This is a genomic window from Pararcticibacter amylolyticus, from assembly GCF_003130405.1.
Lineage (GTDB): Bacteria > Bacteroidota > Bacteroidia > Sphingobacteriales > Sphingobacteriaceae > Arcticibacter > Arcticibacter amylolyticus.
Genome location: NZ_QEAS01000008.1, coordinates 131,157 through 145,010, shown reverse-complemented (window position 1 = coordinate 145,010; position 13,854 = coordinate 131,157). Strand labels below are relative to the sequence as shown.

The following is a 13,854-nucleotide window of genomic DNA, read 5'->3' as shown; positions in this document are numbered from 1 at the left end:
GAACATTATAACAAGAGGACCAGCTAATGCCTATGCAACGTATCAAACTCCTGATTAAATATGCTTTTGTTTTTACAATTCTTTCCGTCTGCCTGTTCTACTGCCCTGAATTAAAGGCAAATGATGTGGTATACACACCGGTAAACGTATCACATGGGCTTAGTGACAATCAGATTCGTTACATTTCCCAACTGCGGGACGGCAGAATGGTATTTACAACGAGCGGAAATGTAAATGTCTACGATGGCGCAGGCTTTTCCTACATCCACCGGACATCTGAACATATTTATCATCTTGAAAAATACCTGGGATTTTACCGGGTCTACCAGGAAGGGGATTCCCTGTTGTGGATCAAAGATTATCAGAAACTGATGTGCATTGATCTTCGTAAATCAAAGTACATTTCCAATTTACAGGCTTATTTCAAGCACAGGGGAATAAAGAATTCCGTTGAAGACCTTTATATTGATAATCAATCCCGGATGTGGTTATTAAATGCAGACGGACTCCGCCTGTCAGACTCTGACAGAAAATTCGATCTCCCACGCAACAAAGGCGATTTACAGGACCTGGCCACAGAAAACAACCATCTATACTTATTCTACAGCTCCGGCCAGGTTGTATGTTATGAAATAAGAACCCGAAAACAGCTGTATAGCGCAGCTGCCTATCCGGGGAGCGAACAAAAACTCTATGAAAGGACATCCCTTGTGGTAAAAGGGAAAAAGGGCTTCTACCAATTGCGAAATGGAAAAATAGGGGGATTATTCTATTTCAATCCGGAAAACAGGAAATGGAGTCAATTGCTCAGGAAAGATTATACCCTGAATACCCTGATGATCACTCCGGAAGAAATAGCATATATAACCTGCCCGAAGGGAATCTGGACGATCAACCCGGCTAATCAGGAAAAACACTACATTCCGGTACTTAAAACCATCGATGGGCATCACCTTTCGACGGAAGTAAGCACCATCTTTCTCGACCGGCAGGGAGGTTACTGGCTCGGCACCCTCAACCGCGGTCTTCTTTATTACCACCCTGCGCGATATAAGTTCATCCGAATAGAAAGGCCTCTTTTTTTAAATTCACATGAGGATGTTATTGTTCAGTCGTTTGCCGAAGATGCCAAAGGCGATATATATCTGAGAAGTCAGTCGGGATACTATAAATATCAGCCTCATATAAAAAACACGAAAGTGCTGCATTCACAGGCTTTTTCATCACTGCCCAAAGACGTTCAGATAAAACTGGCACAGAAGGAACAGGATCATATATTTCAGAACAGAACTTACACCTGCCTCTGTAAAGATGCACATGGCTGGGTTTGGGGCGGCACACAGGATGGGTTGGAACTCTTCATTCCGGGAAGGAAGGCCAGCAGGAAATTTTATACCGGCAACGGCCTGTCTAATAATTTTGTTCATTCCATACTGGAAGACAAAAACAGAAACATCTGGATAACAACAAGCTATGGAATTTCAAAGATCCAGGTGGATTATAAAAAAGAAGAAGTACGTTTTTCCAACTTTAACCCGCATGACGGCACCCTGGATGGCGAGTATGCAGACGGTGCGGCTTTCGAAGCTTCAGATGGAACACTATACTTTGGAGGAATAGACGGATTTAACGTCTTACCGCCGCGGCAAATCTTTACCTCTCCTATCCCGCTCAAGCCAGTTTTTACGGAGCTGATGCTATATGGACAAGTGGTCCTCCCCGACAGCGCGTACGATAAACGGATCATACTTTCAAAAACTGCTCCGTACACGAACGAAATACAACTCTCCTATAATCAAAACTTTTTATCATTTGTATTTTCAGCCCTCAACTACCGGAACCAGGCGCAAACTGTTTATCGCTACCGGCTATCCGGGATTGACGACAGATGGCATGAAACTCCTTTGGACAGACCTGGTGAAAAAAACGGGGCAGACGGAATTTTAAGAATATCTTACACAAATTTGCCCCCGGGTAATTACATGCTCAAGGTGATGGCAACAGACAATAGCCGCCGGTGGTATGGCGCCCCGGCTACACTGAGCATTATCATTTATGCACCCTGGTGGAAAACTACAACTGCCTGCATCATCTATGCGGCACTCTCTATCCTGCTGCTTGTATCATCTGTCAAACTGTATTTATTTTCCGAACAGAAAAAGCTTGAACGCCGTCACAAAGAAGACATCCTTCTGCTGAGAATCCGGAACCTGGTAGATCAATGCAATCAATATGAAGAAAAGCAGAAGTTCACTGTCAGTAAAAGAGATGAACCAGAGACATATATGTCGCCGCCGGAAGCCAAACTTAGTACCGCCGATACTGAGTTTTTAACCAGGGCAATCGAACAGGTTGAGAAACATATTCACACTCCGGGTTATTCGGTTGAACAACTCAGCCGTGATCTCTGTATGGAAAGAACCGGACTCTACAGGAAACTCATTACCTTATTAGATCAGTCTCCAAGCCTTTTTATCCGGAACATTCGTTTACAGAGAGCGGCACAGCTTATTCTGAATGAGAACCTTTCGATTGCCGAAATTGCTGAAAAAGTTGGCTTCAGCAGCTCCAGCTATTTAAGCAAGTGTTTTCAGGAGGTATATGGATGCAGGCCATCAGAATATGCTGAAAAAGTAAAAGCATGAGAAGGCAATCAAGGAACACCTGCCGCCAACAGTTCCGAAGGGGCATACCCAAAGTGCTTTTTGAAAGCGAACGAAAAATGAGAAAGATTTTCGAAGCCTACCTCATAGCAGACTTCGATTGGCTTTCTTTTTTTTTCTGTGAATTGATAGTGAGCCAGTTCAAGACGCTTTTTTGTTAACCATCTTTGCGGAGTTGAGGAGAAAGCCTTCTTAAAGTCCCTTTTAAAGGTAGTGAGACTTCTCCCAGTAAGGTACCCGAACTTTTCCAGGGTCATATTGAACATGAAATTCTTCTCCATATAACCAGCGAGGTCTATCTTCCCTGGCTCTTCGAAACTGGCAAGTACCTGATCGATACCTGGATCTATAGAACGCAGTATGGTAACTGCCTCTGTGATTTTCAGATTAGCGATCCCCGGAGGTAAGTTATTCATTTCAAAATAAGGAACAAGTGATGCCAGGCAGCTTTCAAGTAAAGGATGCCCGGTATAATGGCGTATCCCTGGCACATCTGCCGCTGAAGGCGTTACAGGCAGGCCGTCATAAAAGTTCCTGAGCCAGGCTGTCGTCAGGTGCATGACGACTGTTTTATGAGGCAGCCCATCTTTTGGATAATTAATAATAGTCGCCAGCTGATTTCTCGGCACCAGGAAAATATCACCTTTCCCGAACATATAGGTTCCCTCAGGACGGACAATCTTCGTTTCACCGGAAATAAACCAGATCAGCATGTGATGATCAAACATAATATCTGATTTAAAGAACTTGTCGTCGTAGCAGGACAGCTTGATGTCTTCAGTGATATATTTTGCCTGGTATTCCATGTCAGAAGATCTTACGGGTTTACAAATTTAACACAATGGACGGTTATTTAACCTCAAAGCGAAGACCAGTCATTTGCTCTGTAAGCGTCCAGAGCAGCTTCGCACTGTTTTTGTCCAGCGAATACTCCTGTACTCCGCTTTGGTGAACTTTGGCGAGTGCAGCAGCCTCTGCAGCTGCGGGAATCAGCTCTGCGATATCGCCATCCTCACAATATACCCCTCCGATATTATTCAGGAGCGGACTGGTAGCAGCCCACACAGTTGTAGCAGCGCCTTGTGGTATGGTTTTCAACGCCGCCAGTACTTCCGGACACAGCTGCCCGTTTTCGTCGAGGAACCCCATCTTCCTAAAGAGTTCTATTGGAGCTTCCCTGGCCAGTTCAGTGCCTGCTATCGACCCGGGATGAAGGGAGTAAGCCCTCACATCATACGCTTTGGCCCTGTTATCCAGTTCCAGGGCGAACAGGTTACTCGCCGTTTTTGATTGTCCGTAGGCCTGCAACGTTTCATACTCCCGTTGTTCGAAGTTCGGATCTTCAAAGCTAAACGGCGACATATGATGTCCGAGAGAAGATACATTCACCACTCTTGCCCCTTTTGCCTGCTTAAGTGCAGGCCACAGTTTAGCCGTCAGGTGAAATTGACCGATATAATTGGTAGCCAGCTGCGACTCAATGCCGCGGCTGTCTCTCCTCAACGGCACCCACATAATTCCGGCATTGTTGATCAGCAGGTGCAGAGGCCTCCGCGATGAAAGGAATTTTTCCGCAAAGGCATCTATCGAAGCAGGAGTCATCATATCCATTGCTTCAATTTCGGCATTCGGGATGTCCTCCAGATTTTTCTTAGCCTTTTCCACGTCCCTGGCAGGCACAATCACAGTAGCGCCCGCCTCCGCAAGTGTTCTGACAGTTTCAAGTCCGATTCCTGCATTTCCTCCGGTCACCACAGCAATTTTACCACTGAGATCGATGCCTTTGATGACCTCTTCTGTTGTCGAACGGGTGTTAAAGCCTGTAACCAGCGGACGCTGAAGAACGCCCTGATAATTGTTCTGTTCCATTTTCATATCGTTTGATGATACAAAAATAAGCCGTCCTGACACAGGCAGTTTTGTTTAGAAGGCCGAATATGCTTTGTTTAAAAGGCCTGTTTTGTTATGATATTCCTGGAAATATTTCACACTAGCCCCCGGACTAAAATGTTAGATGCCGGTACAACCTGCAAAGGGAGCTTCTTATTAGAGCCCCCTCTGCAGGCATATACACAATGAATACCGCTCCCATTAAAATGACCGGGCAACCAGGTTTAAAGATATCACATTGTTCTCCGGTGTAATCCTGAATACAGTCCCGTCATGAGGCTTCGAGAATATCCCTTTAACCGCCTTCAGCGGATACCCCATTCCCTCAAACTCACATTTAACCGTTTTTTCCTCCACAGCGGTGAACGGCAGTTTAATCCCCTCCGCCACATTCAGATCCAGGTACCACCCGGTATCCGGGCGCCCTCTAAATTGGATTTTCATCGTCTTCTCGTCAAGAGTAATTTCCAGTATGCCGCTCCCGTTTTCAAGTGGCCATCTAACCAGCACTGTATTCTTTTTGTTAATAAAAACAGGCTGGCCTCCTTTTAATAAAACTTCTTTTCCATCAAAAATTGCTTTAAAACGCATACCCGCCAGGTTACCCGGTTTGCTCCAGATAAAACCATCGACTATGGGAAGAGTAAAGAAGGAACACTCATTAGATTTAGCTGTCTGGGTAGTATAAACATCCTGCAACGCTTCGTCGAACAAATGAAGATCCCTTATCCGTAATCCTCCGTTTTCCCACAAAAAGTTGGTACGGTAGAAGCGGCTGTTAAACCAGATGGTCTTCCTGTCGCTGTCTTCCAGATCCTTCGTTACGGTAAAAGAAGTGGCCGGAGTAACCTTGTAGTTCTTTTTAAACCACAAACCCGACTCAGCCATGGTTTCAACCCTGATCTTTCCTTCATCCCTTAGCCCCGCAATCAAAGGCATCTGAATTTCAAACCCCTTTTTCATGGCAGGCCAGGTAAACGAGTTCTCCTGCCCTGCCTGGGTATAGTTAAAGCCCAGAGACGGGTCTTCAGTAAAGGATCTGAAAAACCAGTTTACCCATGATTCACCGCCTCCGGCATCAGGATATACCGGTTCCAGGGTGATCACACCCTGCCTCGATGAACTTACTCCTGTATCATACTGCCTTACCGGATCGCTTCCCAACATCCTGAAAACAGGTACAGGGATTTGGTTCTCCGCATGCTGCGTCGGCATATACGAATTCACTTTGCTGGGGTAGTATGCCTGGTTCCAATAGCCACCCCACAAGGTATAGCCATCTGTCCCGTACTGATCCTTACAATTGGCCGAAGCTACTATATGATATTTATCGTACATGTACTTCAGCGAGTGCGCTTCAATGAACCAGGAAGCTACTGTAGAAGGATAATACCCAAATATCTCCTTAAAATCAGCCATATACACATCTATGATCTTTTCCCGCTCTGCCGGAGTATAGCCTACAGAAAAACCCACATCCGCATGCCAGTCCCACGAATAACGTCCACGCCATTTAAGTCCCGCCTTTTCGATAAGAGCCTGCGGCAGTTCCCACCATGCTCCTATTTCAAACGAATCCCGGGGCAGACTTTTAAGAAGTTCCTGGTAGCGGATATCGGTAAGTGCGTCGTACTGAAGGAGGAAGGTGCCCGGGAGGTGATATTTCTTCATAATATCCACCTGGTTCACGACTGTTTGATAAAGTACATCCTTCGTAATAGCGGCATCGCGTGGTTCGATACCTCTTACAAAATTAACAATGTTGACAATCTTTGGACTTTGCGCAGCAGCAAATGTAAAAAAGCCAAAAAGAGCAAAGCAGCTTAGAATAATTTTCTTCATTTGTTTTTATCTATTTTCCACTAATTAGGCAACAGCCATAAATACACGATGCAGATTAAAACAAATAGAACTCTGCAAGATGCACCATATTAGAGGAATAAGCTGTGTTGATCTGCAATTTCACATAGCGTCCCTGCACAGCATTCCGGAAGAATACCTTCTGGGTTGCACCGTCGTTTGCTAAAGATCCTGTATAAGCAAGCTGCCAGGTTGAGTTGTCTTCACTCAGAAAGACCTGGACATCTTTTGGCCTGCCACTATTTACTCCCTGCCGCGGTACAACAGCAGCTCCCGACACCCTCTTTGTCTCTCCCATATCTATAGTCAGATGGTGAGGAGGCCCTGGCTGAGCACCCTGCCACTGAGTATGCCAGAAGCTGTTGATATTCCCGTCCAGGGCAAATATCGCTTTGCCGTTATTAGGCCCTTCCCCATTGCTTTCCTGAGAGGAGAGATCGGTAATAGTCCACGAACTCCTGTTAAAGAATGTGGGAATAATGTTAACGATACAAAAATGAGTTCTCAGCTTCTCATTCACTTTGACAGAACTGCTTTTAATGGATATAGGAAGAAGATAAGTTTTAGAAAGATCAGGTGCATTCTCTCCAGACGTAGATATACGCACTTTAGAAGGCATTGCCGCCAGCTGACCTTTCTTGATGATCCCTTCCGGTTCTTCTTCGAATTTGTAGCTCTTCGCGGGCAAGAGTACATAATTAGAATTATTTGCAGCATTAAAGCTGTCGACTACCGCTTCATTCCCGGTTTTAAATGAGATCCGGATGTCCTCTTCCGGATAGCCAAAACCTCCGTAACATGCTCCGTAAATGATTCCGGGCAAGGTATCAGATGTTGTAAAATTATAAGAGACCGGGCCATTTGCTGCCTGAGGCATATATACACTGACATAGTTTGACAGCGGCTGATCTGGTAAATTTATGTCGTCTTTACATCCGGTAAACAGGAGGCAAAGAATAAACGATGTGGTGATTAATCTGATTATTAACATTGTCTTGAATTTAAAGATGAACACATTTACCATCCGGGATTCTGAATAAGATTCTTGTTCCGATCCAGTTCATATTGACTTACAGGCCACCAATAGTAAGAGGATCTGAATAAATGGGGCGTCATGGTCGGAACTCTCTTATAAAACTCATCTCCGTCTTTAGAGATATCCATGCCATGTAAAGTACCCATCACCTGTGGTGCAATCTTCCATCGTCTTATATCAAACCAACGGTGCCCTTCGTATGCAAGTTCAATCCTTCTTTCCGCCCTGATCATTTTTCTCATTTCGGCCTGATCAGCCGGCACCGGCAGAGCGTTAGTCCCGGCACCGTACTGCGGAATGCCTGCCCTTTCCCGGATGAGATTCAGATATTTCAAGATATCTGCATTTCCCGGCTCGTACTCATTGAGAGCTTCAGCATAGTTGAGGTATATTTCTGCCAGCCGGAACAGCGGTGCCGGCCGGTCCTGCCGCTGACCGTTCCCTCCCGATCCGACATTTGTAGTCGGACCGACGTTCTTCCTGACCAGATAGCCGGTTTTTGAAAAATCGGTAGCATGCCCGTTCCTTCCGTTCGGACCAGAAACAAAAAAGCTGATGGGTGCCGGGGAAGACATCGATCCGCCCTGCCAGATACTGTTATTATATGTGACATCCCGGTAAAAGCGCGGCTCCCTTTTCAGGTACATATTAAAGACCCTTTGGCCAGCAACATTCGTGAAGCCTTCTTCAGAATAAAGAGCCGATTCTGAGGGCAGCTTGCCGTCGGACATAAAATAAGCATCTACAGACTCCTGTGTGGGGCCGATCCCACACCAGCCACCCGCCTGCCTCGGCATACAGTGTACATCCCAGGCGGCCAGTCCATTGCTTTTCCTGGCAAAGATCTGCTCATCGTTCCAGCTCTGAAAAAAGACGCCCTCCAGGGATTTTACAGGATCTCCGGATGGGTCTTTATATAAAGAATAGATACCCAGATCGATTACTTCTTTTGCCGCATCAGCAGCTCTTTTCCATTTTTCGTTGTCCCTGGTTTGAGCAATCAGTACAGTGCCGTCGGGATTCCTGAACCCCGATACTTCAGTATTACCGTTGTATTGTGCACTGGCTGCATAGAGTAATAACCTTGATTTCACTGCCAGGGCCATTCCCTTAGTCGCCCTTCCCCACTCTGCATCATTTTGCTGACCATTTCTCTGGGGCGTTAAGGGCAATCCAGCCGCTGCTTTATCTAATTCGCTTACCACATAATTGACGCACTCATCGTAAGGACTACGGGGAAGCTGCATTTCAGACGCAGGTGCGTCGGGAGCAATCACCTCTTCTCCTGCCAGGATAACAGGTCCGTACTCCCGCATCAGGCAGAAATAATAGAAAGCACGCAGGAACCTCGCTTCCGCAATATACTGATCAATGAGTTGCTGACCGCTTAGATTCCTGATCTCATCATTTGCGTTAATGTGATTCATAAAATAAGTAGCAGCCCGTATTGCCCGGTAATACGGAGCCCAGAAGTCGGGAGTTGTATTCGTCGGACTTAGGTTTCCCACATTGATGCCGTAATTAAAATTGCCAGACCAGGTGAGGTCTGCCTCGTCGGAGGTCCCTACCCACGGAACAGCATGAATGGCCTCCCACTCGTCAGGAACGTAACTATACACATTGGCGAGAAACTGTTCGGAAGGTCCTTTTTTCCTGAAAACCTCTTCCATCGTAATCCTGTCATCCGGAACCTGTTCCAGGAACTTCTGACAAGAAGTAAAGCCTGCTAAAATCGCAAGCAGAAGACTTACTATCCTTATTTTATACCGTTGAAAATTCATGTCAATAATTTTTACTTTCAAACTCAATCTATCAGAAATTAGCCCGCATACCGAAATTGTAGGTTTTCAACAGGGGATATTGTGACCCTCTGCCATCCCCAAGTTCCACATCCCATAGTTTAAAGCCACTGAATGTTGCCAGGTTATAGCCAATAAAGTAGATATCCAGACTCGACATCCCAACTCGGTCCAGCCATTTCTTCCTCGCAAATTCATAGTTAAGCTGAAGGGTCTGCATTCTGAGGAAAGCACCGTTTTTCACCCACCATGAACTTCCTTCAAAATTCATATTATCGGCGCCATAGGTAATCCGGGGATAAAAGGGTTTGGGATTGGGATTATCCGGCGTCCACCGGTCGGAGATAGCTGCCAGCAAATTACCACGCTCCCCCCCATAAGTGAACGGACGGAAACCGTCGCCCGACAAGCTGATATCGACATTGCTGATCCCTTTGAACCAAGCTCCCAGCGACCAGTTTTTCCAGCCGAGCGTAGGGCCGAAGCCATACACGATTTCAGGTAAACTTCCATATCCTATAGGCGCCTGGTCGTAGGAGTCGATCCTTCCGTCGCCGTTAAGATCTTTATATTTAATATCTCCCGGCTTATTGGTACCTGCCTGAAAGGGACTGTTTGCAATTTCTTCATCTGACTGGAAAAGACCCAGCGCGATATAACCAAACCTTTGCCCAAGTTTACGGCCGATTTGCTGCTGCCACGGATAAGGCCATGGAACCTGAGCATTATCAATCACTTTTGCCCGGTTCCAGGTAACATTTCCTTTCAGTCCTACCCTGAAATCCTTCCCAATTGGTTTATTAAAATCAAGCGTTGCGTCTATCCCTTTGTTATTTACAGCTCCCAGATTGGCCCAGGGCAAATTTTCAATACCCGCAAACCAGGGCACATCGCCCCGCTTTCTGAATATCCCGGTCCGCTCTTCCCTGAAAAATTCAGTAACCAGCGAAACCGCATCCTTCCAGGTTCGCAACTCTACGCCCAAATTATATTTTTTAGCCCTCTCCCACGAGACATCTACGGCATATTCACCAAAGCTTAATCCTCCGATAGAGTTATTTTGATTATTGCGGCCATAATCATATCCGCCGCCACCTCCAACGGTTGGAATGTAGGCAAAACGTCTGCCCCCAATCTGACTATTTCCTACTTCCCCGTAAGTGAACCTGAATTTCAGAAAGGATACTGCATCTTCTATACCTTCGAAAAATTTCTCCTGGGAAGCTACCCATCCCACACCAAATGAAGGAAAAAATCCAAACCGGCGGCTGGGAGCAAAGGTTTCCGACCCATTATACCCGAAATTTGCTTCTGCAAGATATTTGTTGTCATACGCATAAGTAAGCCTGCCGGCCAGGCCCATATAACGGTATGGAATTGAGCTCATAAAATCACCGGCAAATGCATCAACCCTGTCGGTACGGTTAAATAAGATCAATCCAGAAACCTGGTGTTTATCAAATGCCCGGTTGTAATTAACTGCCGATTCCAGGTAAAACTGTCTGGATCCACCATTTTCCCGCTTATAATCGAGGTAATTTGACCCAATCGCAGAGCGCGTAAATTGTATCTCTCCCTGGGCATCCCGGCCTGTTGCCAGGTAAGAATCGACGGATTTACTTCTGCTGATATAATGGCCATTATTATTATCAAAAGAGAACATTCCCCTGATGGAAAGACCTTTCGTAATAATATCCAGATTTTGGTTCACCGAAATATTACTGAAAAGCTGACTGTCGAACCGGTTGGAATATCCCGACTGCGTCAGCATGGTATAGGGGTTGCCCATATCTCCCGTGCGGGGCTGAGAAAAATATCCGTTAGAATACTTGACGGGAATAGTAATAGGCGGCATCACATAAGCTGCGTTAAAAACGTTTCCAGTTGAACTGCCAGGGTAGTTCCCATTGCTGATCCAGCCGGAAGCACCAAAATCCACCTTCGTTGTTTTGGTCACATTCAGGGTAAGATTGGAAGTAAAATTGTACCGCTTAAACCTGATCTCAGAATTGTACTTCGCTAATTGATCGGTTTTAAACATACCAGTTTCATCATAGTACCCTACAGATAAATAATATAAGGCCTTATCAGATCCGCCGCTAGCATTTACCCGTGCCCGCCTGTTATTGCCGTATTTATTGAATATCACATCAAACCAGTCCACATTGGGTGCAAGGTCGGGGTCTGTTCCGTTAGCTGTAGCCTCTATACGTTCCTGTGAATATCTTGGAGTGAGTTCATTAGGATTACTGTTCCTGAAGGCTTCATTCGACACAGTCAGATAGGTAACACCGTCAGCGAACTGCGGAAGTTTTGTAAACTGGGTCACTCCTCCGTCCACCTGGGCAGTAATCTTGTTTTTTCCTGATCTGCCTTTCCTGGTTTCTATCAGAATAACCCCGTTAGCTCCTCTCACACCATATACAGCCGTTGCCGAGGCATCTTTTAATACAGTAAAGTTTGAAATATCTTCCGGATCAATATTACTGAAAGGCCTCTCGACTCCGTCGACCAGGACTAGAGGCGAGCTGCTCGTAAACGTCGAGATACCGCGTATATAGATCTCGGAGTTATCAAAGCCAGGTTCACCGCTTCGCTGCACACCAATAATGCCCGAAACCTTTCCCGCTATAAGGTTCGTTAGGTTTGCCACCGGTTGCTTCAGTTCCTCAACGTTAATCGAACTCTGAGCTCCAATGGTGGTGATCTTCTTTTGCATTCCGTAACCCACCACTACCACCTCGTTAAGAGCATCGTTTGTTCCTGCCTCGAAGGTTACACTGAAATTTCTCTTCTGTCCTACAAAGAGGGTTATAGGTTTATAACCGACAAAAGAAAACCGCAGGCTGTCCCGGTCCCCGGCAGTCTGAATCCTGAATAAACCATTTAAATCGGTCATTACCGCTTTTCCGGTCCCAAGCGATCTGACGGTTACTCCAGGAAGAGATTGCTTTTTTTCATCCAGTACCTGGCCTGATACAACAACATTCTGTTCTGGTTTTGTATTGGCTTCTTCGGCCTTTTTATCCAGTACGATCACCCTGTCCCTTCTGAATTCATATTTAATATTTAAATCCTTAAATATTACATCAAGCGCGTTCGCCAGATCAGTTTTAGTAAGATTCACAGTAACACGCCTGGAATCGTCAAGTAAATTGTTACTGTAAAAAACTGTAAATCCGGTCTGCTTCTTGATTGCCTGGAAGATCTGCGACAAGGAGTGCGTCCCCGACAGAGTAATCACCCGTTTTTCCGGACGGGTTTGTCCCATTAAAGGATCCATCTGCATACAAAAGGTGAAGAAAAAAAAGACAGGAAACAAACACAGGCGGGTAAGCCTGAATCGTCGTAAAATTTTTTCCATAATTAACTGGTTATATTGTTTGGTTATACTACACCGCAATAAACAGTTCGGGTGAAGGGCACCCGTATATTTATTTTACGAAGCTTACCGGAAGATTATTCCGAGAGATGAAGGGCATTCCCTTCCATGGAGGAACGGAGATGAGCAGACGTACGGAGATCTTTCAGGAAGTCATCCAAACGGTTCTTTTCAATAAGTCCTGATATGCGTTTTTCCGAAAGCCGGTCATTTTCCAGGACAAGGTCAGCGCCAAACCATCTTTTAATGACCGGACGAAGGTCAGACAAAGGGATGTCATGAAAATAATAGACGCCTTTCATCCATGAAAGAACATCCTCCGGATCAAAGCCTCTCGTGACAAAACCACGTCCGGAAGTAAATTCTGATTCTAATCCGGGAGTCAGTGTGACTTTATTTCCTTCATCAGCGATGACGCGGACAGATCCGCTGACGAGAGATGCTGTAACGGCTCCCTTCTTATAAGTGTTAAGATTAAAGCTGGTACCCAATACCTGTACGCTTGTCAGTTCTGTATGTACAATAAACGGTTTTTTCGCATCAGCAGCAACTGTAAAATAAGCCTCACCCTCCAGGTAGACCTCTCTCTTACCCCCACGAAATTCCGCAGGGAAACGCAGCCTGCTATCGGAATTAAGAGTTATAACTGAGCCATCATCCAGGGTAATAGAATAATCTTCTGATGGCGGAACAATGAGGGTGTTCAGGGCGGTGGCGTTTCCCCCCGTGATAGACCCGAGCGTTCCGGAAGAAGTGTGTACCTGCACCTTACCAGCAGTAAATATTCCCGAACTGTCAGCATGTCCAAGATTTACGGTGATTCCGTTATTCAGCAACAACCGGACTTTCGTATTCTCTTTTTCACCCTTGGCAGCCGCTTGATACCGCTGCTTTTTTTCGTTCCTCAGAAAAACAACTGCCATTGCAGAAATCACAATCAGAACAGCTGCCACCGAAGCCCATTTTGAAGGAAAAAAATTACGTTTAGGCGTTACGGTCCAATCCTTTACCTTTTTAAGCTCCGACTCTACGTTAATGCCCTCAAGCACAGTTGATGTTTCCATTAACCTGCTTTCTTCTGCCAGAGCAGCCCAGGCTTCCCTGCACTCTTCGTCTTCCCCGAGCATCTTCCGGAGTTTCAACTCGTCATCAGCCGATAATACACCCGATATCTTTTCGATGTACAATTGCTTTATATGTTCATATTTCGAATACATGCGAACT

Annotated in this window: 8 protein-coding genes; 1 reads left to right on the top strand and 7 read right to left on the bottom strand. The window is 45.7% G+C overall.

Annotated features, from left to right (window positions below; translation table 11 throughout):
• Positions 1-32: 32 nt before the first annotated feature.
• Positions 33-2,645, top strand: coding sequence for a helix-turn-helix domain-containing protein (locus tag DDR33_RS11175; protein ID WP_202913718.1), 2,613 nt, complete (start codon positions 33-35; stop codon positions 2,643-2,645).
• An 8-nt stretch (positions 2,646-2,653) separates the two neighbouring features.
• Here the strand turns inward: DDR33_RS11175 and DDR33_RS11170 are convergent, their stop codons facing one another.
• The 7 genes from DDR33_RS11170 to DDR33_RS11140 form a co-directional block, all read right to left on the bottom strand.
• Positions 2,654-3,469, bottom strand: a complete 816-nt coding sequence (locus DDR33_RS11170) for a helix-turn-helix domain-containing protein (RefSeq protein WP_109415873.1) — start codon at positions 3,467-3,469, stop codon at positions 2,654-2,656.
• A gap of 43 nt (positions 3,470-3,512) precedes the next feature.
• On the bottom strand, positions 3,513-4,532 hold the full coding sequence (locus tag DDR33_RS11165; protein WP_109415972.1) for an SDR family NAD(P)-dependent oxidoreductase: 1,020 nt from the start codon (positions 4,530-4,532) through the stop codon (positions 3,513-3,515).
• A gap of 222 nt (positions 4,533-4,754) precedes the next feature.
• Positions 4,755-6,395: a hypothetical protein gene (locus DDR33_RS11160; RefSeq protein ID WP_109415872.1), complete on the bottom strand. Its 1,641-nt coding sequence runs from the start codon at positions 6,393-6,395 to the stop codon at positions 4,755-4,757.
• A gap of 55 nt (positions 6,396-6,450) precedes the next feature.
• On the bottom strand, positions 6,451-7,404 hold the full coding sequence (locus DDR33_RS11155; RefSeq protein WP_158280710.1) for a discoidin domain-containing protein: 954 nt from the start codon (positions 7,402-7,404) through the stop codon (positions 6,451-6,453).
• 26 nt (positions 7,405-7,430) lie between these two features.
• The gene (locus DDR33_RS11150; protein WP_109415870.1) at positions 7,431-9,230 is read right to left on the bottom strand and encodes a RagB/SusD family nutrient uptake outer membrane protein; all 1,800 of its coding nucleotides are present in this window, start codon (positions 9,228-9,230) and stop codon (positions 7,431-7,433) included.
• A gap of 31 nt (positions 9,231-9,261) precedes the next feature.
• Positions 9,262-12,612, bottom strand: a complete 3,351-nt coding sequence (locus DDR33_RS11145; RefSeq protein ID WP_109415869.1) for a TonB-dependent receptor — start codon at positions 12,610-12,612, stop codon at positions 9,262-9,264.
• A 95-nt stretch (positions 12,613-12,707) separates the two neighbouring features.
• Positions 12,708-13,847, bottom strand: a complete 1,140-nt coding sequence (locus DDR33_RS11140) for a FecR family protein (protein ID WP_109415868.1) — start codon at positions 13,845-13,847, stop codon at positions 12,708-12,710.
• Positions 13,848-13,854: the final 7 nt, after the last annotated feature.

Bases quoted from the DNA above. Each gene is read 5' to 3' on its own strand.
- DDR33_RS11175 (WP_202913718.1), top strand. From the start codon at position 33: ATGCAACGTATCAAACTCCTGATTAAATATGCTTTTGTTTTTACAATT.
- DDR33_RS11170 (WP_109415873.1), bottom strand. From the start codon at position 3,469: ATGGAATACCAGGCAAAATATATCACTGAAGACATCAAGCTGTCCTGC.
- DDR33_RS11165 (WP_109415972.1), bottom strand. From the start codon at position 4,532: ATGGAACAGAACAATTATCAGGGCGTTCTTCAGCGTCCGCTGGTTACA.
- DDR33_RS11160 (WP_109415872.1), bottom strand. From the start codon at position 6,395: ATGAAGAAAATTATTCTAAGCTGCTTTGCTCTTTTTGGCTTTTTTACA.
- DDR33_RS11155 (WP_158280710.1), bottom strand. From the start codon at position 7,404: ATGTTAATAATCAGATTAATCACCACATCGTTTATTCTTTGCCTCCTG.
- DDR33_RS11150 (WP_109415870.1), bottom strand. From the start codon at position 9,230: ATGAATTTTCAACGGTATAAAATAAGGATAGTAAGTCTTCTGCTTGCG.
- DDR33_RS11145 (WP_109415869.1), bottom strand. From the start codon at position 12,612: ATGGAAAAAATTTTACGACGATTCAGGCTTACCCGCCTGTGTTTGTTT.
- DDR33_RS11140 (WP_109415868.1), bottom strand. From the start codon at position 13,847: ATGTATTCGAAATATGAACATATAAAGCAATTGTACATCGAAAAGATA.